This window comes from Bacillus sp. FSL K6-0073 (genome assembly GCF_038006085.1).
GTDB classification, from domain to species: domain Bacteria; phylum Bacillota; class Bacilli; order Bacillales; family Bacillaceae_G; genus Bacillus_A; species Bacillus_A cereus.
Genome location: NZ_JBBOUN010000001.1, coordinates 2,954,724 through 2,976,451, shown reverse-complemented (window position 1 = coordinate 2,976,451; position 21,728 = coordinate 2,954,724). Strand labels below are relative to the sequence as shown.

The following is a 21,728-nucleotide window of genomic DNA, read 5'->3' as shown; positions in this document are numbered from 1 at the left end:
TGCACCTCTTTTACTTTAATAAGCCTTCAAAACATGAAGTAAATAATCCTTACGATTCAGCGGATTATAATCAACACGTTTTCGAGTAGGGAAGGGAGCCATAAGTTTTGTGAAACCAGCTGGCTTCGTTGTAAATATGCCTTCTCCTTCTGTAAATGAATGTAGTATTCGTTTGAAACTCTCTGTTTTCGCAACAGGTAATGATCCTGTTAACTGATAAGAATTGTTATTGAATATAGGCTCTGCAAAAGTTGCTGGAACGGCAGCAAGCTTATACATTGCAGTACTAATTGCGTGCTCCGGTACAGTTAATTCAAATTCATTTACTGGTTCATATACATATGTTTCAGCTTGCTTTAAAGCATCCATTAATACGATCGGTGTCAAATTTCTAAAGTCACTCGCTGTTGTAACAGGACTAGCATAACCAGTATGTGTTAACGTGACGATAATATCTGTAACTTCCCATCCATATAATCCTTGTTTTAACGTTTGAAATACCGTATCTTCAATCGCTTTATGAAATGCTAAAGGTAGTGAGCCGAGCTCAACACCTAATTTATATGTTATACCGCAATTAAGTTCACCACGTTCAACTTTGAATCCGATTGTTGCGTAAAATGGATTCTCTTTTTCACCCATTACTTCAACAGAATTGCCTACGCCAATTGGTTTCTCGATACATACAACTCGCGTATTTGAAAAAGTAACCTGCAAATTATATTTCTCATAAAGTGTTGTTTCAATTACTTCTTTTTGTACCTCACCGAAAAGGCGAATATATAGTTCATTATGAACATCGTCTTTCCAAACTTTAATGAGCGGATCTTCTTCACATAGTTCCATAAGAACAGCGTATAAATTATGAATTTGCTCTTTAGGTACCGCATCAATGGCAGCTTCCATTTGTGGTTCGGCAAAGTGAATATCTTTTATATAATCCGTACGTTCACCGATAATATCACCAATTTTAATATCATTCAGCCCCCACACTTTACAAAACTCACCGCTAGGAACGGTAGAAGTTTGAACGGTATCTCCATTATGAAATAGGCACATTTTTTTTATCTTTTCTTTATGGAATAGAGACTTACTGCGCTGTATATTAACATATTTTCTAACATGTAAGCTACCTGAAAAAACTCTTATATAAGCAACCTTTTCTCCAGAAGGTTCACGTTCAATTTTAAAAACAACACCGGATAATGGTTCCTCTTGTGCCGATGTAAGAGCCGGAATGAGAGCCGGAAGTTTTTCAAGAAGTTCTGTTACGCCCATACCAGTCATTGCTGAACCGAAAAAGATTGGATACACATTCGCTTGCTGTATTTGCTGTTCTAGTTTTTCTCTTAATAGTGCGTCCGGTATTATTTCGTTATTTACATATGATTCAAGTAATGATTCATTAAATGGTGCTAACAGTTCCATACAATCGTCATATGATTTGTATTCAATGATCCGGGCTTCTTTCGTTCCTTCGTTTAGAACAGAGTAGAAGGGGAATGCTTCATTTGAAAGAACCTCTTTTATTTGTTTCATAACTTTTTCACTGTTTGCGCCACTACGATCAATTTTATTAACGAATAAAATAGTCGGTATGTTTAGTTTCTGTAATGTTCGCATTAAAATTTTTGTTTGTGCTTGCACACCTTCAACGGCAGAGATAACTAAAATCGCACCGTCTAGAACGCGGAATGATCGCTCCACTTCAGCGATAAAATCAGCGTGTCCAGGTGTATCAATGACATTTACTTTTACATCATCAATAAAGAAAGAAACGACAGATGCTTTAATCGTAATTCCGCGCTGTCTTTCTAATTCCATTGAGTCAGTTTGTGTATTACCACTATCTACTCGGCCAATTTCTTTAATCACATTCGTTTCATAAAGAATACGCTCAGTCAAACTCGTCTTGCCAGCGTCTACGTGCGCGACGATCCCTATATTTATTGTTGTCATTTGTGAATATCCTCATTTCATTTTCCATTTTCAATTCCTCATTTCCTCATTTCTATTTGTATATTGCCGCATTATCAATCACTCTCCAGTTCTTTAAATTAGTATTATTATAGTGCAATTAACATTATTTGTAACGCTACAAAGCGCCTTAATTTGGAAAAAATAAAATAAAAACAAAATGCTTGCATTCTAAATCGATATAGATTATATTAATTGACATATCAACTATTGATACATCAAACATTTTTATTTTGATTGTAAAGGAGGGTTAATTTGACAAGTTCATGCTCAAAAGAAGCGATTATTTTATATAAATTACACTTTCTAAATAAAGAAGTAAGTTCGAAATTTGAAGGGTGTACGGGTATGAGCCAGTCTCGATTAGAGCTTATACTTCAGTTATATGAAGTAGGTGAAATTAGTCAAAAAGCACTTCAACAAGAAGTGAATATTGATAATGCTGCGATAACAAGGCATTTAAAGCAGCTTGAGGCCAATGAAATGATTGTAAGACGTAAAAATCCAGATGATAACAGAATTACGTTAGTTTCTCTTACTGAAGAGGGACGAAATAAAATTCAAGCATTTCAAGAGGAAAAAGAACGTTTTGCAGCATCTGCATTTAAAGGATTAAGTGAGGAAGAACGCGATAATCTTTTAAATATGTTAAATCACATTCAAGAAAATATAAAAGAATTATAAAAAAGGGAGAATACAACTATGACTAACTCAGTAAAAACAAATGATTTTAACGAAATTTTAACAGGACGTCGTTCAATTCGTAAGTACGACCCTTCAGTGAAAATTAGCAAAGAAGAAATGACAGAAATTCTTACAGAAGCAACACTTGCACCATCTTCAGTAAACATGCAACCATGGAGATTCGTAGTGATTGAAAGTGACGAAGCGAAAGCAACACTTGCGCCACTAGCGAAATTCAATCAATCTCAAGTAGAAACATCTTCAGCAATGATTGCTGTATTTGGTGATTTAAACAACTTTGATAACGCAGAAGAAATTTACGGTACAGCTGTAGAGCGCGGACTTATGCCAGCAGAAGTAAAAGAAGATCAAATGAAAAAACTTTCAGCTTACTTCTCAATGGTTACACCAGAAGTCATGAAAGATACAGTACTAATTGACGGTGGTCTTGTAGCAATGCAATTTATGCTAGCAGCTCGTGCTCACGGTTATGACACTTGCCCAATTGGCGGATTTGAAAAAGATCAAATCGCAGAAGCATTCGGATTAGATAAAGAACGTCACGTACCAGTAATGTTAATTTCAATCGGAAAAGCTGCTGACAGTGGTTACCAATCAGTACGCCTTCCAATTGAAAAAGTTGCTGAGTGGAAGTAATTTCAAAGAAATAAGTGGAATATGAGAGGGGAAACACCATGATTATTATTCACGCAATATTTCAAGTAGATCCAGCGAAACAACAAGCATTTTTAGAAGAAATTCGTCCGCTTATTCATAGTTCAAGAGAAGAAAGTGGAAATGTATCTTATGACTTATATAAAGATACAGAAAAAGAAAGTGTTTATACGATGGTAGAAGTATGGAAAGATGAAGCAGCAGTTGCGAGCCATAATACGAGTGAACACTTCACATCTTTCGTTAGTAAAGCAGCACAATTTTTAACTGCTCCGCTTAATATAAAAGCTTATAATGGAGAATTAGTAAAATAATAAGGTAGAAAAAGATGACTTTAGCATATGGCTGAAGTCATCTTTTTTGTATAAGTAGAATCCATTTTGGATTCAGTTATGTTGATTGATAAGTGTTGCTCGTATCCTCAGTAACTGTGGTGAATTGTATGTTAAATTCGAACATTCGGTTTATTGGGATATTTTTCCGTGTTATAATTTTCTTGTAAATAAAAGGTAGAGGGGAGTAAGTAATGGGAGAATTTCAAAGTAATTTGCATACGGCAACGCAACTTGCAACGAAAATGAGAAATGCTTCAGATAGAATGCAAAGTGCTACTAGTCGCTCTATAAATAAGGCAACGCGTACTACACTATCTGTGAACTTCAAGGCACAAGAAGCAAATCAACAAAATTTACAGATCACGAAACAATTTTGTACTGCTTTTCAACAAACAATTGATAATATCCATTCCGTAGCAAATGAATTTGAGAAAATGGATACAGGACTTCAAAAGACTTTTCAATAATGTAACAACCTACGTAAAGGGGAAAAGGTAGGAAGAAAAGATGAGTCAAGGAATTGAAACGAGAATCAATCAATGTAATCAAAAATTACGAATTATATTTGAAGAACAAAATGAAAACCGAATCGCGCTGCAAAATCAAGAACGAGCTGAGGCTAGTTTTCATGAATGGAAAAATAGAAGTAATCGTTTATTTAACCGAATACTAGAAACTTGGTATGGTGACAAAGAAGCATTTCACTTTTTTACGAATATGCGGCAAGAGATCGGGCAGTATGAAAGAAAACTTACATTCGAATTAGAAAACGAAAAAGAGACGTTGCTTAAAGAAAAACGGCATCTCAGTGAGAAAGAAAACAACCTTTCCTATGAACAGCAGCAACTACAAAGGGAGGCCAATACATGAGTTTAAACATGTATTTGGGAGAAGTACAAAGTCAAACTCAAAGTATGAACGCTATATGTAATGCTACGATTCAAAGTATGGAACAAGCCATTCAATCTATTGATGCATTTGCGATAGACACAGTATTACAAGGACAAACATACAGTAGTGCAAAAGCCTACCTTGTCCAAACATTTCGGCCATTAGCACAAGGAATCATATGCTTATGTGAAGAATTAATTCGCCAAAACGAAGCATTTCCAAACGATTTTCAAGCAAAAGTTGCTTCAACAGATGTTATCGAACATGAAATAAGACAACAAATACAAGAAATCAATCAATCCATTGCAAGTATAGAAGCAATAGAAGTACTTACACCAATGCCTGGAGTAGACGCAATTATTGCAGTCTTAATTGCAATGAGAAAAAAACTAGAAGAAAAACTAGAGCGTCTATATGAATTCAATCATTCATCCAGCAACAACTACAGCACCGCCCTCCAATTAGCCGCTAGCATCACAGCCGGACTCGCTGAAGTGCAAAGCGGGAAAGGGTTTAGTCCTGTGAGTGGGACGTTTCATAGTGAAAAGTTAAATATGGAATGGGCAAAGCAAATTCAAATAATTATAGAAGAGAAAATACGGAAATCTGACAATAGTATTGGAAAAAGTGTAGATTTAGAGCACAATGTGTATAATGACATTGAAGGAATAAGCAGCGAAAATCAATCTATCAATAATAGATTTACAAAAGAAGAGATACAAGCGACACAAAAATACCTTGAAGGAATTAAAAATGGTACAATAAAAGGGAATATAGGTGAGGATTTCCAAGTTGAAACCGATGATTATGAAATGGAGCATAACATTTTTGGCCAGCCAGTCGGTGGTAGAAGGCCAGAACTCGATCCTTTTTTAATCGGTGTGGCGAAGTTTGGATTCGATTTTCTCTTTGGTGATCTTTTCACACTCTTTGACCCAGAAGCTACCTATGGTGAAAAACTCCTAGCAGTTGGGATGATGACTCCATATGGGAAAGGTGTAAAAATAGTTGATAAACTTCATGATTTAAAAAAGGTTGGAGATGTGAAGAAAGCAACGTCTGGGAGTGCGGGGGTTGCTAAGGGTACGGGTGATCTAGGAATATCTAAAATAACTCAAAATTCGCCTAAAAATGTTATTTTTGGTGAATTGGATAACCTGGGTTGACCAACTGGAGTAACAGCTACAATTACACAGGACATGATTGGTACTGGTAGTAAAGCTAGCCAATCAATTAAACCTCCTGGTTTCTTAGGTGGTGGACCAGGGAGTCCAGGTCATGCCCGAGGGCATTTATTAGGTAACCAGTTAGGTGGCTCTGGAAAAGATGCTCGGAATTTAGTCACACTTTATCAAACACCTGTAAACTCACCTGTTATGAGAGATTTTGAGAGTTCTGTCCGAGCAGCTGTTGAAAAAGGTGAAGTTGTAAGATACCAATCAATTCCGATATATGAGGGCAATAATTTAATGCCTAAAGGTGTTACGTTAAAAGCAAGGGGAACAAATGATTTTTCTTTAGATGTTACAATAATAAATAAAAAATAGGAGTCGATTTATTTGGATAAGTTAATTAAAATACTCCCTCCTCCAGAATTCCCACAAAAAACTGGGGATAAAGAACAATGGGGAGAATTTTTCGGCGCTCTTGGTACGGAATTGCCTACAGACTATGTAAAATTTATTGGAATTTATGGCACAGGCGGTATTGACAATTTTTTGTGGATATTAACTCCTTTTGTAAACGATGAAAATGTAAATTATCTTGGTAGGCAGAAGGAAATGAAAGATTCATATATTCAATCTAAGAAAAATTTTCCGCAATATTACAAACATGATGTTTACCCTTCAAGTGGGGGGATACTTCCATGGGCATACACTGATAATGGTGATGAATTGTACTGGTTAACAGATGGAAAACCTGATGAATGGAAAATTGTAGTATACGAATCGAGATCACCAGAGAATTATACTTACTCACTTACGATGGTAGAATTTTTATATCAAATAATAACGAAAGAATTAATATGCAATGCATTTCCTGATGATTTTCCAAGTAATGAAACTACGTTTGTTTCAGTAGATGTTGAGTAGTTATTTAACCTTGATTGGCTATCTGCCTTTCAAGGTTTTTTAGTAAACTAAAAGGTTTTACGCTTTGAAAAATTTCACGTATGAATCAAAAGTTTATGATAGTAAATTGATATTCAAATATGGCGACAAACCTTACAGGGAAATAGTTATCTGTTAAAAGAAAACACAATTCATAAGTGTGGATTTCTTTTTATGGATTTGAATAACAAATATTATATCTTTCCTTGGATCAAGGCAAATAGCTACTTCATTATTGGGTAATAAGGCACTAAATAAAATAGGCCAGTGCAAAAGAATTGAAGCCTACGCTTGAAATGTTACAATCATTTAAGAGAGAGGCTTCCTATGCATTCTCTAGTGTTGGTGGAACTATTATAACCAAAATACCACAAGGTGAATTGATAGAAGCTTATTATAAGTTTGCGAAGTCTAAAGATGGTGGTAATGGTAAACCTAGCAGTAACAAAAACACAAATGTAGAAAATTTTGATGCAAAAACAGCTACAAATAAACAAAAAGGTAATTATGGTGAAATAAAATCTAGTGACAATTTATTGAATAATCAAAGTTTAAAAGAAGCTGGATTTGAGTTAAAGCCAGTCGGAAAAAGTGCACCATCTGGCATAAATGATAAAATAGTAAAAGGAATTGATGGATTATACGAAAATGCAAATGCAGAATCAAAGATCAAATACGTTATAGATGAAGCTAAGTTTGGTAGTTCACAATTGGGGAAAACTAAAGATGGACGACAAATGTCAAATGATTGGTTGAATGGTGCGAAGACGCGAAAAAGTAGGATATTGAAGGCTGTTGATGGAGATATGAAATTATCAATAAAAATTACGAATGCATTGAAAAAAGGTGAAGTGGAAAGAGTACTATCAAAAGTTGATAGTACTGGGAACGTTAAAACTTATAGAATAGATGCAAAGGGAGACATTATTGGAGAATGGCCATAAGTTTAGAAGCCAGGAGGAATTGAAAGGTATGAGAGATCATTTATGTATAGAAAAAAAATGTAGAGAAGGAATAGAATATAATAAAGAGTTTATTGAGGAAAATAGAGTTGAAATTAAAAGTTTAGAAGAAGATGAAAAAAAAGGTATTCAAAGGTATCCTAATGATAATATAAGTATCATAGAAGAATTCTATCAGTCAAATTTTATATACGATTTGGATAATGTTAATGCAAAATATTCCCTAGGAGAAGCTATCCATACAATAGAAGGAGATTTTGACAACGCTCTTATTAATTTGAAGCATATAGGAAAAAAAGAAGTTGGATATTTAAATCTAATTTGGATGATATCTCTAGGGATTTTATTAGAGACGGAGAAAAAGAATCTTGTAAGTTTAGCTAAGCTAGTTGAGAAGGAAAATATGAATGACGCAGTAATTGATTTCCTCTTATACGCTAGTGATATCGGATACACAAAAGTGACGAATAGATATTATAAAGAAAATCCATATGCAAAAACGAGAGAGATTATAGAACTTGCACAAACAGATAAAAAAGAAGCATCTAAAAGATTACAAACATATATGGAGAAAGAATGGTTTAAAGGCCATTATGATTATGAATGGAAAAATGCGCATAAAGAACCTGAATATGTAGGATATTGGAGTTTTGAAACAGCGGCGCTTGCGAAAATTTTGGAACTTGATGATACATGTTTAAAAGATAATAATCACTATCCTTATGATTTGGCACATTATAAAAATGAAATGAAATTTAAGCATATAGACCTAAGTGAATATCACTATGAAGATGAGACAGAAGAAATCGAGGATATAGTAGAAGGAATTGAACATAATCCTGCATTGGAAAATATTATTCCTCCAAAATGGCATTCATTGGTCAATGAATTAATACATGATTATGAGAATATGGATGATAGTAGTTTTTATGAAAAATACAAAAAAATGATAGGAATAGGTCAAGTATGGTTTTTACCACAAGAGTATGAAGAAGAAAATGAGCAAAAAAATCTATTAGGAAGTTTAATTGTGTTTGCCCTGACGGTAAGAGATTATATATTACAATTGGACTATAAAGAAGATTTAGAAGACTACATTGATAATCTTAAAAATTTCTGGAATGTTTCAGAAACAAAGTTAGTTCAATTTATGTTAGAGAATGATCAAAATTATTATGCATGGGTACCAAAAGAAGCAAACATCCCAAATATGTATGAAGTGAAGATTGAGAGTGTTGATGTAGAGGAAGTTCTGTAACGAACAAATCGAAATATTACGCATCATAAGTAACATTAAAAAACTAATTTATACGGAATTTAATAAATGAAGAATTTAAAAATAGTGGTAGTTTGGAGAATCCAACTGCCACTATTTTTGTGTTTGCGAATGGTTTTGTAAAGTAAGTAGCGTGTTTAATGAATTGAATCATTCATCCAGCAACAACTACAGCACCGCTCTCCAATTAGCAGCTAGCATCACAGCCGGACTCGCTGAAGTGCAAAGTGGGAAAGGATTTAGTCCTGTGAGTGGTACGTTTCATAGTGAAAAGTTAAATATGGAATGGGCAAAGCAAATTCAAATAATTATAGAAGAGAAAATACGGAAATCTGATAATGGTATTGGAAAAAGTGTAGACCTAGAGCACAATGTGTATAACGACATTGAAGGAATAAGCAGCGAAAATCAATCTATCAATAATAGATTTACAAAAGAAGAGATACAAGCGACACAAAAATACCTTGAAGGAATTAAAAATGATACAATAAAAGGGAATATAGGTGAGGATTTCCAAGTTGAAACCGATGATTATGAAATGGAGCATAACATTTTTGGCCAGCCAGTCGGTGGTAGAAGACCAGAACTCGATCCTTTTTTAATCGGTGTGGCGGAGTTTGGATTCGATTTTCTCTTTGGTGATCTTTTCACACTCTTTGACCCAGAAGCTACCTATGGTGAAAAACTCCTAGCAGTTGGGATGATGACTCCATATGGGAAAGGTGTAAAAATAGTTGATAAACTTCATGATTTAAAAAAGGTTGGAGATGTGAAGAAAGCAACGTCTGGGAGTGCGGGGGTTGCTAAGGGTACGGGTAAAGCTAATAACTTTAAATTTGGAGATAATGCTAAAAATCATTTAAAAAATGTTGAGAATATAAGCACTAAGAAAGGGGTTAGTGGTGGACATAACATGGATGAATTTTACAATGCTTTAAAAAATCAGGGTGTTGATGTAGAAGAATTAATTATATCTAAAAAATCACATTCTTCAATTGAAGGGATTTATGAGATAGAATACAAAATACCTAGAAAAGATATGGCTGGAAATATTGCAGAACCCGTTTCGTATAAAAATATTAAGGAGCCTAAAACAATATACGATCCAGCAATGATTAGTGATGATAAGATATATCAGTGGGGAAAAGAAGCGATGCAAAAGGGAACAATAAATGGTAGGCTTGTTGAAGGTACTGCTTCAAATGGATTGAAGTTCAGAGGTTATTTAAATGATGCTGGGGAGATAACTAACTTTTTCCCAATTCTAGACTGATATTATCAAGATACAATATTTATAGGAGGATAAAATGAATAGTAATTTTGAATTTATTGAAGATAAAGAGAAAAATGATGAATTGATGTCAATATATTTTAACTTTATAAACGGTAAGTACTTGGAAAGAGCTTTGAGTTTTTTTGTAAAAAAAGAGGGGTTTGGACAAGAAATAGTATTCGTTCATTTTCAGTCTGATTTAGATGAATTTGATATGTCACAGCTACCTACACCTTTAGATGATAAGCATGTGTTAGTTGAATTAGATTCTCCAGCTGTTGAGTCTGAACAACAAGTGTATTTGGATTTTGAAACTTTTTATAATTATTTGGAAGAACATGTGAAAAAAGAAGTGGAAAAAAATCCAGAAAGAAATGGATTAATGGATTTATTAGTGCAAGTTAAGCGTAGCTTAAATTTGTAATATCTTATAGCCATTTTACTAGATTCGTAGGGCAGAAAAAGAACTTTTTGAAGAACGCGTTTTTATTAGGATTTTATTATATTTCAATAAGGAAGATTGTCTGATATTGAATAAGTAAAGAGGAAGTTATAGATGAAAAAGACTCAACAAAAGAGACTTCACATTTGAGGTCTCTTTTGTTGATTTCAATTGAAAATTATTATTTGAGCGAATGCACTTTCGTACCTCACATTTCACAGGCACATAGGCTTCAATTGATGCTATATAGTATGTTTTTCAATGTCAAAAAACATTAAAAAAAACAGGGCAAAATTATTAAATAGCCGGGTCCATTGTAGAAATGTTTGAAGGTATCTCGCTCATAGGCGGATCTAATTTCTTAACTATCATGGCAGAAGTAGGAACTGGTGGGTTAGCATCACCAATTGTTATTCCATTAGATATAGTAGCAACAGCTACTGGGGCAAGTCTTTTTGTACATGGTGGATTTGTTTGGAATAAATCGATTCAAAATACTAAGGATACTATTCAAAAAATCCAGTCTTCTGGTGGAGGTGCGGCTAACGGTAAACCTAGCAGTAACAAAAATAAAACTGTAGATAATTTTGATGCAAAAACAGCTACAAATAAGCAAAAAGGTAATTATGGTGAAATAAAATCTAGTGACAATTTATTGAATAATCAAAGTTTAAAAGAAGCTGGATTTGATTTAAAGCCAGTCGGAAAAAGTGCACCATCAGGCATAAATGATAAAATAGTAAAAGGAATTGATGGATTATACGAAAATGCAAATGCAGAGTCAAAGATCAAATACGTTATAGATGAAGCTAAGTTTGGTAGTTCACAATTGGGGAAAACTAAAGATGGACGACAAATGTCAAATGATTGGTTGAATGGTGCGAAGACCAAAAAAAGTAGAATATTTAAAGCTGTTGATGGAGATAAGAAATTGGCAGATAAGATTAAAAGAGCGCTGGAAAGAAATCAAGTAGAAAGAGTACTATCACAAGTCGATAGTACCGGAAAAGTAAAAACATATAGATTAGATGCAAAGGGAAATATTATTGGAGAATGGCCATAATTTAGAAGCTAGGAGGAATCAAATAGAATGAGAGATTATTTAATTATAGAAGAAAAATGTAGAGAAGGAATTGAATATAATAAAGAGTTTATTCAAGAAAATAAAGAGGATATTAAAAGTTTAGAAGAAGATGAGAAAAAGGGAATTCAAAGATATTCTAAGGATAATAATAGTATTATAGAAGGAACCTACTTATCAAGCTTTAATTATGAGTTAGAGGATATTATTGCAAAATATTCCCTAGGAGAAGCTATCCATACAATAGAAGGAGATTTTGACAACGCTCTTATTGATTTGGGGCATATAGGGGAAAGAGAAGTTGGATATTTAAATCTAATTTGGATAATATCTCTAGGGATTTTATTAGAAACGGATAAAAAGAATCTTGTAAGTTTAGCCAAGCTAGTTGAGAAGGAAAATATGAACGACGCAGTAATCGATTTCCTCTTATGCGCTAGTGATATCGGATACACAAAAATGACGAACAGATATTATAAAGAAAATCCATATGCAAAAACGAAAGAGATTATAGAACTTGCACAAACAGATAAAAGAGAAGCATCTAAAAGATTACAAACGTACATGGAGAAAGAATGGTTTAAAGGTCATTATGATTATGAATGGAAAAATGCCCATAAAGAACCTGGATATGTGGGGTATTGGAGCTTTGAGACAGCTGCAATAGTAAAGATACTCGGACTTGATGATACAAGTTTAAAAGGTAATAACCATTATCCATATGATTTGGCACATTATAAAAATGAAATGAAATTTAAGCATATAGACCTAAGTGAATATCACTATGAAGATGAGACAGAAGAAATCGAGGATATAGTAGAAGGAATTGAACATAATCCTACATTGGAAAATATTATTCCGCCAAGATGGCATTCATTGGTCAATGAATTAATACATGATTATGAGAATATGGATGATAGTAGTTTTTATGAAAAATACAAAAAAACGATAGGAATAGGTCAAGTATGGTTTTTACCACAAGAGTATGAAGAAGAAAATGAGCAAAAAAATCTATTAGGAAGTTTAATTGTGTTTGCCCTGACGGTAAGAGATTATATATTACAATTGGATTATAAAGAGGATTTAGAGGACTACATTGATAATCTTAAAAATTTCTGGAATGGATCAGAAACAAAGTTAATTCAATTTATTTTAGAGAATGATCAAAATTATTATGCATGGGTACCAAAAGAAGCAAACATCCCAAATATGTATGAAGTGAAGATTGAGAGTGTTGATGTAGAGGAAGTTCTATAATAAGCAAATTAAAACATTGTGTATCATGAGTAATGTTGAAAAACTAATTTATACGGAATTTAATGAATTAAGAGGTTAAAAATAGTGGTAGTTTGGAGAATCCAACTACCACTATTTTTGTGTTTGGGAATGGTTCTGTAAATTAAGTAGAGTATTTCAGAGTATATATATTATGTAGGAGAAGTAAATAAGTTAAAGGCGCTAAATAAAATCGGTCATATCGCAAAGACATTAAGTGGAGTAAGTACATTTGCTAATGCAGTAAAACTAGCAAAAGAATTGAAGCCTACGCTTGAAATGTTACAATCATTTAAGAAAGAGGCTTCCTATGCATTCTCTAATGTTGGTGGAACTATTATAACCAAAATACCACAAGGTGAATTGATAGAAGCTTATTATAAGTTTGCGAAGTCTAAAGATGGTGGTAAGGGTACGGGTGAAACTGTAAGCAATTATCTTGATGATATAGTCGAGGCTGGTGGTACCAGAAGAGAAATAAATTCTAAACTTCGAAATCCATTAGATAATCCTAAGATAGCAAAGGAGATTGAGGGAAATACTGAAGCTGTATATGGATATTCACCTAAGAAGGAATCTGCCTTAAATAAGTTTGGGGTAGACTGGACAAATGGTGATGAAGTTGCTTATGCAAGAAGCGAAAGAATAAAGTATCATGAAAAAATACAACAAAAAAGAATACAACTAGAACAAGATATTAAAAATCTTCAAAATGATGGGCTATCTATGGAGGAAATTGCTAGATTGAAAGTCGAAGAGCGAAATCAAGGAAGAATGGAAACGTATATAAAATCTAATAATTTAGATGGATTGAATGCAATGAAAGAAAGAAATATTCTTGAATATGGCAGGGCAGAAGGACCTACACCTGAACAACTTTATAAAAAGTATGGTTCATGGGAAGATGTGATATATGGCAGTTTAAAAACAAATCCAGCAATGGATGTCTTGACAGGATTATTTCATAGTATGGGAGGAAAATAATTATGAAAGAAGAAAAAATACAAGGTAATATAAAGTGGATTGCATACAATAATTTAAGATTTAGAATAGAGAAGGTTAATGATGATTCATCCGTAATTTGGGTTTCTGATAATTTTGTAAATTTATGTTTTACCTTAGTAATGAATGACTTTTTAAGTAAATGTGAGGATGAGTTGAATATAAATATCGAAATTGATTTGACTTGGAATAATCATAGAGGTTTGATTATAAAAAATCATGATATAAATCTAATTTTAGGAGAAATAATTAATTTTATTAGCGAATGGGAGTTAGAAGGAAATTCAAATGCTGATAATTTTTCTACGGAAGAGTGGTATTCAGCATAAGCTTGCAGGGTATGCTAGCTTTCCATCATTTTTAGGAATTTAAAAATATGGAGGGAAATTTAAATTTAATGTATGTTTAGGGGACATTGAATGTGAATTGAAACTAACGAGTTAGATAAATATTTTAAGCAACTAGTGAGGAATGAATTCTGTATAGTAAAGAATTCATTCCTTTTAAGTTTGTTTTAATTTACTTGTAATTATAGTAGTTAATATTTGAAGAGGCAATCACCCTAAGTCGTAAAGACACGAAAGCCTATACTCAAAGTAAGATTTCAAAGCTTTAGGAAGAAATTGGTTGAGTTAAAGGGGCTAAGGATGATACTTAGGATACGGCTAACGGTAAACCTAGCAGTAGCAAAAACACAAATGTAGATAATTTTGATGCAAAAACAGCTACCAATAAGCAAAAAGGTAATTATGGTGAAATAAAATCTAGTGACAATTTATTGAATAATCAAAGTTTAAAAGAAGCTGGATTTGAGTTAAAGCCAGTCGGAAAAAGTGCACCATCTGGCATAAATGATAAAATAGTAAAAGGAATTGATGGATTATACGAAAATGCAAATGCAGAATCAAAGATCAAATACGTTATAGATGAAGCTAAGTTTGGTAGTTCACAATTGGGGGAAACTAAAGATGGACGACAAATGTCAAATGATTGGTTGAATGGTGCGAAGACGCGAAAAAGTAGGATATTGAAGGCTGTTGATGGAGATATGAAATTATCAATAAAAATTACGAATGCATTGAAAAAAGGTGAAGTGGAAAGAGTACTATCAAAAGTTGATAGTACTGGGAACGTTAAAACTTATAGAATAGATGCAAAGGGAGACATTATTGGAGAATGGCCATAAGTTTAGAAGCCAGGAGGAATTGAAAGGTATGAGAGATCATTTATGTATAGAAAAAAAATGTAGAGAAGGAATAGAATATAATAAAGAGTTTATTGAGGAAAATAGAGTTGAAATTAAAAGTTTAGAAGAAGATGAAAAAAAAGGTATTCAAAGGTATCCTAATGATAATATAAGTATCATAGAAGAATTCTATCAGTCAAATTTTATATACGATTTGGATAATGTTAATGCAAAATATTCCCTAGGAGAAGCTATCCATACAATAGAAGGAGATTTTGACAACGCTCTTATTAATTTGAAGCATATAGGAAAAAAAGAAGTTGGATATTTAAATCTAATTTGGATGATATCTCTAGGGATTTTATTAGAGACGGAGAAAAAGAATCTTGTAAGTTTAGCTAAGCTAGTTGAGAAGGAAAATATGAATGACGCAGTAATTGATTTCCTCTTATACGCTAGTGATATCGGATACACAAAAGTGACGAATAGATATTATAAAGAAAATCCATATGCAAAAACGAGAGAGATTATAGAACTTGCACAAACAGATAAAAAAGAAGCGTCTAAAAGATTGCAAACGTACATGGAGAAAGAATGGTTTAAAGGCCATTATGATTATGAATGGAAAAATGCGCATAAAGAACCTGGATATGTAGGGTATTGGAGCTTTGAGACAGCTGCAATAGTAAAGATACTCGAACTTGATGATACAAGTTTAAAAGATAATAACCATTATCCATATGATTTGGCGCATTATAAAAATGAAATGAAATTCAAGCATATAGACCTAAGTGAATATCACTATGAAGATGAGACAAAAGAAATCGAGGATATAGTAGAAGGAATTGAACATAATCCTGCATTGGAAAATATTATTCCGCCAAAATGGCATTCATTGGTCAATGAATTAATACATGATTATGAGAATATGAATGATAGTAGTTTTTATGAAAAATACAAAAAAACGATAGGAATAGGTCAAGTGTGGTTCTTACCACAAGAGTATGAAGAAGAAAATGAGCAAAAAAATCTATTAGGAAGTTTAATTGTGTTTGCCCTGACGGTAAGAGATTATATTTTGCAATTGGACTATAAAGAGGATTTAGAGGACTACATCGATAATCTTAAAAATTTCTGGAATGTTTCAGAAACAAAGTTAGTTCAATTTATGTTAGAGAATGATCAAAATTATTATGCATGGGTACCAAAAGAAGCAAGTATCCCAAATATGTATGAAGTGAAGATAGAGAGTGTCGATGTAGAGGAAGTTCTATAACGAACAAATCGAAATGGTTTTTATTATATGTAATATTAGAATGCATTTTACTAGTTAATTCAAAACAATGCATGCGTGGCAGAAAAAAGGATGTATTGTTACTAAAAATTAGAGGGAAAGAAGGCTGTTGGATTGAGTTAAGCACCTCATTGTCAATATACGACAATAGGTGCTTTTTTGCGTGCAATGAAGAAAAAATAAAAGATTTATTTTCACTCTATTTCATCTTCGAATTACATGTTATAATTTGGAAAAAAATATATTCTTAATTTTTAGATAATTAAAAGGTGGTAGATTACTATATGAGTACATTAAAGAAAATTACTAATAATATTTCGAAGGTTATTATAGGAAAAGACGAATCGATAGAACTAGCAGCCATTGCTCTAATAGCAAGGGGACATATTTTATTAGAAGATGTACCTGGGACAGGAAAAACAACATTAGCGAAAAGTTTGGCTAAAAGTGTGGACGCTAAATTTCAAAGAATACAATTTACAGCGGATACTTTGCCTGGAGATGTTATTGGTCTTGAATATTTTCATGTAAAGGAATCGGATTTTAAAACAAGGTTAGGACCGATTTTTGCAAATATCGTATTAGTGGATGAAATTAATCGAGCTGTACCGAGAACACAATCTTCGTTACTTGAGGTTATGGAAGAGCGTACTGTTACAATTGCGAAACAGACACATTCATTACCAGAACCTTTTTTAGTTATAGCAACGCAAAATCCACTCGAATCAGCGGGCACATTTCCGTTACCAGATGCTCAGTTAGACCGGTTTTTACTCACAATACGCCAAGGTTATCCTACGAGAGAAGCTGAAAAGGAAATGATGAATCGGTTTCAAATGAATGATCCATTAGAAACGTTACATTCTATTATTTCAAGTGAAGAAATTATTACGATGCAAAAGTGTGCAAGAGAAGTGTTAGTAGGGAATGATGTGCAAGATTATCTCCTTGAAATTATTGAAGCAACTCGTAACCATGAGTTAATTGAAATTGGTGTAAGCCCTCGGGGAACGTTGGCATTTATGAGAGCAATTCAAGCACGGGCAATATTAAATGAAAGAGATTACTGTACGCCAGATGATATTAAGACGCTCGCTGCATCAGTTTGTGCTCATCGTTTAACGTTAACGATTGAGGGAGAGATGAAAACGACGAAAGAACAAATTATGAAAGAAATTCTTCATACGATTAGTGTGCCAGTGGAGAATGTACGATGAATCAACAGCTTGTGTATACACCTTTAGCGGAGCCTTTTGTAATGGGGGTTATGTCAGTTGTAGCCGTTATTTTAAGTGTATTTTCAAGTGATCTACTGTTTTTATCTCTCGTATTTTTATATGTAATTTTAATAGGTGCTATGCATGTATATATACGTAAAGTATCTCGTGTTGAATGGGAATACAGTCAAGGGAATTCGAACGTTTTTATAGGTGAAACGAATATGTGCAAAATGAAAATTTCAAACAAGTCGATATTTCCTATTCTTAATATCGTATTTCGATTTAAATGTGAAAATAAGCTAACTTGGAATCATGATGAAATAAACAAAAATCATAGTACAGGTTCAAATTATTATATGAATTTTAATTTAAAAGGAAGGGAGTCAGTTTCATTTGATTTGCAAGCTGTAGCGTTAAAAAGAGGCATCGCGAAATGGGAAGAAGTTGAAATTGTTATTACTGATCTCTTTGGATTTATAACGAACCATATAACATATAAACAAGTTGATACGCCCTCTTATTTAGTCTTACCAGCTGTTCCGAAAATACAAGTTCCTGAATTACAAGAATGGTCACGAGGATTTCGAAAAGCGATGTCTTCACCCTTATATGATGAAACGAAAGTAATGGGAGTAAAGTCTTATGAAAATGAAGATTTTCGTTCCATCCACTGGAGTGCAACAGCGAAAACAGGGACGATAACTGCGAAAAAGTATGAGCGAACACAATGTGATAAATACGCGATTTATCTCAACTTGCAAAATAAAAGTGGTGTTTCTTTGCGAAATGATATAGAGGAACTAATTGAATTAACAGCAGGTATATGCAAACAACTTCTTATGCAAAACTGTTCGTTTGAAGTATGGATCAATAGTGTAAAAGATAACGGTTTGCTACATATAAAAAATGGGGATAATCGGAAACATTTGCAAAATGTATTAAAGGTACTTGCCTCGATATCAGACCAAGATACGCCTATATCTTCTTCTTACTTTTACACAGCAGGCTTTCGTCGAAAGGAACTGGATGCGGTTCCTTTAATTATTGGTACTTCACCAAAGAAATACAGTAGAACGAATAAATGGATTGTAATGAAAGAATAAGAAGGGGCTTATGTCATGGTGAATAAGAAGCGGCATATGAAAGTGAAGTTATGGAGTGTAAGAACTTTAATCATACTTTTCTTTGCGATTAGTGCGATAACGTTATCACAAGGTGTTGTGTATGTACAAGACATAGTAAAAGAGCGTTTTTTCAGTAAGACTAAGACAATATCGGAAAGAAATTATGATTTTACTAGTATAGGTGAAAATTTCGATGATTCCAAAATAGATGAAGATGAATATGAAGAAGTAGAAGATACAGGTATAAGAACGAAAACGGGTAAAAAATTTCAACCTTTCGAAAGAGAAAGTCTATGGAGTGACGTGCTTTCTGTTCTTTCAAATATATGGATTACTATAGCTTTTTATGTGATAATTGCAATATCAATTATATATGCCATCTACAAGTATATTAGGAAAAAATTGACGAAAACAGAAATAGTACAGGAGAAAGAATTGATTACAAAGCACACTGCGGTAAGAAGCATAAAGAATGAAAAAGTCATTCATCAGTTAGAACAGCCGTTACCGACAGATAAGATAAGAAAAACGTTAGTTGAATGGGAAAGAACATTACCATTTCATGAACAGAGAAGGTCCTATGAAACGATGCAACAATGGTTAAAAAGAATTTGTAGAACAAGGGATATTATCTCGTTATATGAGTCTGTTCGTTATGGTGAAAAGACGTATACGGATTTAGATGTGGAAGAAATAATGAAGTGGGTAGAGGGAGATGGGAAGGTGGATACATAAATATTCACCTTTTCTTTTTTATATGGAAATTTGATTAACATGAATTATTTTCTTATATGAAACCGTATTTAAATAGATAAACAAAATTAACTTTATTTACTTATACTTCATTACATGTTAACCTATACTTAATTTTTATAAATTATAATTAATTTTTGGTTTTTTAAGGGTGTGAAAATGTAATGAAATCGGTATTAAAAAGCATACTTATTTCCTTTGTTTTTTCAGCAGTAGGTATGTGTTGGTTACTGTACGTATTATTCAAAGGGGACGGAGACTGGTTATTGTCTTGGATAGGTGTATTAATGGCATATTTATCTTTATATACTTTAATAGATTTATATTGTAAAAATACATACGATAAAAAAATAAATAAATGGCTTATAAAAACAGCGGTGACTAGTTTTAGTTTTTCTGTATTAGGAATCTCATTTTGTATCATACATGAGCTATTAACACCATGGAGTCTTAGTTTAATGGTGTGGTATTGGTTGCTAATGTTAGTATTATTTTTAACAACTATAATATCATTAATCAGTTTAGTATTTGTTAATCGTAAAAATCACAATTTCACCGTTGGATATAGAATGCTCATACTTCTAAATGTATTTCTTACACTAGGACCAGTATTATGGCCGCTATTACTTTCTATTATTGGAAATGGTATGAATGCTAGTGCGGGCTGGTAAAAAGGAATATAAATTAGTTGTGTAAAGAATAGGATGAAAAGTTGATATAGAATTTTAAATGTTTAAGAGAACATGTTTACATAAAAAATGAAAACATGTTCTCTTTTTATTTGCATGCATAACTCTTCCTCAGTTTACCGTATTTAAATTTAAACGTAAGTATTTCGTAAGGAATGGATAAGAAAAAAGAGAGATTTATCATATAGGATGAAAGTATAGCTTGAATCAATCCGATATTAATGGAGGAGAGAAAGCCTTATGAAAAAATGTAATTCAATTAAGTTAGCAAGTTTTGCAGTTTTATTAGCGGGTACTGCTCTATTCACACCTGGTTTTACTGTGACTGCAGAGTCAACTCAAAATATTTCTAGTTCGTCACAAGTACATGATCAAAAGAATCGTAATGGCTGGAAACAAGTAATGCAGGAAACAGTACAGCTTGGTGCTGTAGGAATATTAGCTAAGGCGTCTAATAACGGAAAAACTAGTAGTTTTACTGCTGGCGTGGCGGACTTAAGTACAAAGAAACCGGTGAATTCGGATTATCGCTTTCGGATTGGTAGTGTGACGAAGTCGTTTACTGCCACGACTATTCTTCAATTAGTAGGAGAAAAGCGCTTACAACTTGACGATCCAATTGAAAAGTGGCTACCGGGTCTCGTGCAAGGAAATGGGTATGATGGTAATCAAATTACGATACGACAACTTTTGAATCATACGAGTGGTATCGCTGAATACTTAAAGTCAAAAGACGCGGACATAATGAATTCGAAAAAAACGTATACAGCAGAAGAAATAGTGAAAATAGGCCTTTCGCTGCCTCCAGATTTCTCGCCGGGTAAAGACTGGTTGTATTCAAACACAGGATACGTAATACTAGGAATGCTTATTGAAAAAATAACTGGAAATAGTTATGCGGAAGAAATCGAAAAGCGAATTATTGAACCTTTGGACCTATCAAATACGTTTTTACCAGGAAATTCACCCGTCATCCCAGGAAAGAATCATGCTCGTGGATATGTAAAAATGGAAGGAACAGGCGAGTTGAAAGATATTACTTATTATAATCCGAGTTTAGCTAATGCAGCTGGAGATATGATTTCTAATGCGGATGATTTAAATAAGTTCTTTTCATCTTTACTCGGTGGTAAGTTACTGAAGGAACGCGAGCTAAAAGAAATGCTTACTACAGTTCCTATAGAAGGAAAAGGGGTTGGTGACGCATACGGTCTTGGAATCTATGAGACTAAACTTCCAAACGGTGTTTCAGTTTGGGGGCATGGAGGAGGAATTCCTGGATTTACAACTTTTGCTGGGGGAGTAATTGGAGGCAAACATACATTGGCTATCAGTCTCAACTCTATAGGTGGGGTCGATATTGTTCCGCAGTTTAATAAAATGATGCAAATTGAATTTAATAAATAGATGAAAAGAAAGTGAATGGAATTTTGTTATAGTTATATTTAAAAGAGGTGCTTTTTTAAGTTCGCAACTAT

Annotated in this window: 20 protein-coding genes and 4 pseudogenes; 23 read left to right on the top strand and 1 reads right to left on the bottom strand. The window is 33.3% G+C overall.

All coding sequences use genetic code 11. The annotated features are described in order from the left end of the window. Nucleotides 1-15: 15 nt before the first annotated feature. Entirely contained in the window at nt 16-1,959 is a 1,944-nt protein-coding gene (locus tag MHB52_RS15470) for an elongation factor G (RefSeq protein WP_016118171.1), read from the bottom strand. Nucleotides 1,960-2,232: 273 nt separating this feature from the next. On the opposite strand from MHB52_RS15470, the gene MHB52_RS15465 reads away from it, so the two are divergent. The 23 genes and pseudogenes from MHB52_RS15465 (at nt 2,233) to MHB52_RS15355 (ending at nt 21,657) form a co-directional block, all read left to right on the top strand. Then, nucleotides 2,233-2,661, top strand: coding sequence for a MarR family winged helix-turn-helix transcriptional regulator (locus tag MHB52_RS15465; protein WP_000204172.1), 429 nt, complete (start codon nt 2,233-2,235; stop codon nt 2,659-2,661). An 18-nt stretch (nt 2,662-2,679) separates the two neighbouring features. Continuing rightward, the gene (locus MHB52_RS15460; protein WP_061664444.1) at nt 2,680-3,318 is read left to right on the top strand and encodes a nitroreductase family protein; all 639 of its coding nucleotides are present in this window, start codon (nt 2,680-2,682) and stop codon (nt 3,316-3,318) included. Between the two features lie 38 nt (nt 3,319-3,356). Beyond that, the gene (locus tag MHB52_RS15455; RefSeq protein WP_000583807.1) at nt 3,357-3,650 is read left to right on the top strand and encodes a putative quinol monooxygenase; all 294 of its coding nucleotides are present in this window, start codon (nt 3,357-3,359) and stop codon (nt 3,648-3,650) included. 212 nt (nt 3,651-3,862) lie between these two features. Continuing rightward, nucleotides 3,863-4,138, top strand: coding sequence for a TIGR04197 family type VII secretion effector (locus MHB52_RS15450; RefSeq protein ID WP_000503639.1), 276 nt, complete (start codon nt 3,863-3,865; stop codon nt 4,136-4,138). 40 nt (nt 4,139-4,178) lie between these two features. After that, a complete protein-coding gene (locus MHB52_RS15445; protein WP_000077521.1) occupies nt 4,179-4,541 on the top strand; it encodes a DUF3958 family protein in 363 nt (120 codons plus the stop codon). Continuing rightward, nucleotides 4,538-5,728: a T7SS effector LXG polymorphic toxin gene (locus tag MHB52_RS15440; RefSeq protein ID WP_431170096.1), complete on the top strand. Its 1,191-nt coding sequence runs from the start codon at nt 4,538-4,540 to the stop codon at nt 5,726-5,728. Before MHB52_RS15445 ends, MHB52_RS15440 begins: the two co-directional genes overlap by 4 nt. A 15-nt stretch (nt 5,729-5,743) precedes the next feature. Continuing rightward, nucleotides 5,744-6,109: pseudogene (locus MHB52_RS15435) on the top strand (DNA/RNA non-specific endonuclease); the annotation flags it as partial. A gap of 12 nt (nt 6,110-6,121) precedes the next feature. Continuing rightward, nucleotides 6,122-6,655: an SMI1/KNR4 family protein gene (locus MHB52_RS15430; protein WP_016118142.1), complete on the top strand. Its 534-nt coding sequence runs from the start codon at nt 6,122-6,124 to the stop codon at nt 6,653-6,655. 314 nt (nt 6,656-6,969) lie between these two features. Further along, nucleotides 6,970-7,617, top strand: a complete 648-nt coding sequence (locus MHB52_RS15425) for a hypothetical protein (RefSeq protein WP_431170098.1) — start codon at nt 6,970-6,972, stop codon at nt 7,615-7,617. A 28-nt stretch (nt 7,618-7,645) separates the two neighbouring features. Then, nucleotides 7,646-8,893: a PoNi-like cognate immunity protein gene (locus MHB52_RS15420; protein ID WP_340767732.1), complete on the top strand. Its 1,248-nt coding sequence runs from the start codon at nt 7,646-7,648 to the stop codon at nt 8,891-8,893. A 787-nt stretch (nt 8,894-9,680) separates the two neighbouring features. Continuing rightward, nucleotides 9,681-10,184, top strand: a complete 504-nt coding sequence (locus MHB52_RS15415; RefSeq protein WP_061884852.1) for a CdiA family toxin C-terminal domain-containing protein — start codon at nt 9,681-9,683, stop codon at nt 10,182-10,184. A gap of 34 nt (nt 10,185-10,218) precedes the next feature. After that, nucleotides 10,219-10,608: a hypothetical protein gene (locus tag MHB52_RS15410; protein WP_001087574.1), complete on the top strand. Its 390-nt coding sequence runs from the start codon at nt 10,219-10,221 to the stop codon at nt 10,606-10,608. 319 nt (nt 10,609-10,927) lie between these two features. After that, a pseudogene (locus tag MHB52_RS15405) lies at nt 10,928-11,689 on the top strand (hypothetical protein); the annotation flags it as partial. Between the two features lie 27 nt (nt 11,690-11,716). After that, entirely contained in the window at nt 11,717-12,964 is a 1,248-nt protein-coding gene (locus tag MHB52_RS15400) for a PoNi-like cognate immunity protein (RefSeq protein ID WP_201144327.1), read from the top strand. A gap of 195 nt (nt 12,965-13,159) precedes the next feature. Next, nucleotides 13,160-13,966: pseudogene (locus tag MHB52_RS15395) on the top strand (T7SS effector LXG polymorphic toxin); the annotation flags it as partial. Between the two features lie 2 nt (nt 13,967-13,968). Beyond that, nucleotides 13,969-14,313 (top strand): hypothetical protein, encoded by a 345-nt coding sequence (locus MHB52_RS15390; RefSeq protein WP_000656836.1) that lies wholly within the window; start codon nt 13,969-13,971, stop codon nt 14,311-14,313. Nucleotides 14,314-14,642: 329 nt separating this feature from the next. Beyond that, nucleotides 14,643-15,170 (top strand): annotated as a pseudogene (locus MHB52_RS15385) (hypothetical protein); the annotation flags it as partial. A 28-nt stretch (nt 15,171-15,198) separates the two neighbouring features. Continuing rightward, nucleotides 15,199-16,446, top strand: a complete 1,248-nt coding sequence (locus tag MHB52_RS15380; protein WP_340767731.1) for a PoNi-like cognate immunity protein — start codon at nt 15,199-15,201, stop codon at nt 16,444-16,446. Nucleotides 16,447-16,748: 302 nt separating this feature from the next. Beyond that, a complete protein-coding gene (locus MHB52_RS15375; protein ID WP_061664859.1) occupies nt 16,749-17,681 on the top strand; it encodes an AAA family ATPase in 933 nt (310 codons plus the stop codon). Next, nucleotides 17,678-18,787, top strand: coding sequence for a DUF58 domain-containing protein (locus tag MHB52_RS15370; RefSeq protein WP_061664860.1), 1,110 nt, complete (start codon nt 17,678-17,680; stop codon nt 18,785-18,787). Before MHB52_RS15375 ends, MHB52_RS15370 begins: the two co-directional genes overlap by 4 nt. Nucleotides 18,788-18,802: 15 nt before the next feature. Further along, on the top strand, nt 18,803-19,543 hold the full coding sequence (locus MHB52_RS15365) for a hypothetical protein (protein ID WP_000247505.1): 741 nt from the start codon (nt 18,803-18,805) through the stop codon (nt 19,541-19,543). Nucleotides 19,544-19,725: 182 nt separating this feature from the next. After that, nucleotides 19,726-20,232 (top strand): DUF3902 family protein, encoded by a 507-nt coding sequence (locus tag MHB52_RS15360; protein WP_000843833.1) that lies wholly within the window; start codon nt 19,726-19,728, stop codon nt 20,230-20,232. Nucleotides 20,233-20,490: 258 nt separating this feature from the next. Continuing rightward, nucleotides 20,491-21,657 (top strand): serine hydrolase domain-containing protein, encoded by a 1,167-nt coding sequence (locus tag MHB52_RS15355; RefSeq protein ID WP_000710633.1) that lies wholly within the window; start codon nt 20,491-20,493, stop codon nt 21,655-21,657. Nucleotides 21,658-21,728 lie beyond the last annotated feature (71 nt).

Bases quoted from the DNA above. Each gene is read 5' to 3' on its own strand.
- MHB52_RS15455 (WP_000583807.1), top strand. From the start codon at position 3,357: ATGATTATTATTCACGCAATATTTCAAGTAGATCCAGCGAAACAACAA.
- MHB52_RS15440 (WP_431170096.1), top strand. From the start codon at position 4,538: ATGAGTTTAAACATGTATTTGGGAGAAGTACAAAGTCAAACTCAAAGT.
- MHB52_RS15380 (WP_340767731.1), top strand. From the start codon at position 15,199: ATGAGAGATCATTTATGTATAGAAAAAAAATGTAGAGAAGGAATAGAA.
- MHB52_RS15365 (WP_000247505.1), top strand. From the start codon at position 18,803: ATGGTGAATAAGAAGCGGCATATGAAAGTGAAGTTATGGAGTGTAAGA.
- MHB52_RS15375 (WP_061664859.1), top strand. From the start codon at position 16,749: ATGAGTACATTAAAGAAAATTACTAATAATATTTCGAAGGTTATTATA.
- MHB52_RS15470 (WP_016118171.1), bottom strand. From the start codon at position 1,959: ATGACAACAATAAATATAGGGATCGTCGCGCACGTAGACGCTGGCAAG.
- MHB52_RS15445 (WP_000077521.1), top strand. From the start codon at position 4,179: ATGAGTCAAGGAATTGAAACGAGAATCAATCAATGTAATCAAAAATTA.
- MHB52_RS15425 (WP_431170098.1), top strand. From the start codon at position 6,970: ATGTTACAATCATTTAAGAGAGAGGCTTCCTATGCATTCTCTAGTGTT.
- MHB52_RS15450 (WP_000503639.1), top strand. From the start codon at position 3,863: ATGGGAGAATTTCAAAGTAATTTGCATACGGCAACGCAACTTGCAACG.
- MHB52_RS15410 (WP_001087574.1), top strand. From the start codon at position 10,219: ATGAATAGTAATTTTGAATTTATTGAAGATAAAGAGAAAAATGATGAA.
- MHB52_RS15390 (WP_000656836.1), top strand. From the start codon at position 13,969: ATGAAAGAAGAAAAAATACAAGGTAATATAAAGTGGATTGCATACAAT.
- MHB52_RS15355 (WP_000710633.1), top strand. From the start codon at position 20,491: ATGAAAAAATGTAATTCAATTAAGTTAGCAAGTTTTGCAGTTTTATTA.
- MHB52_RS15360 (WP_000843833.1), top strand. From the start codon at position 19,726: ATGAAATCGGTATTAAAAAGCATACTTATTTCCTTTGTTTTTTCAGCA.
- MHB52_RS15370 (WP_061664860.1), top strand. From the start codon at position 17,678: ATGAATCAACAGCTTGTGTATACACCTTTAGCGGAGCCTTTTGTAATG.
- MHB52_RS15400 (WP_201144327.1), top strand. From the start codon at position 11,717: ATGAGAGATTATTTAATTATAGAAGAAAAATGTAGAGAAGGAATTGAA.
- MHB52_RS15420 (WP_340767732.1), top strand. From the start codon at position 7,646: ATGAGAGATCATTTATGTATAGAAAAAAAATGTAGAGAAGGAATAGAA.
- MHB52_RS15460 (WP_061664444.1), top strand. From the start codon at position 2,680: ATGACTAACTCAGTAAAAACAAATGATTTTAACGAAATTTTAACAGGA.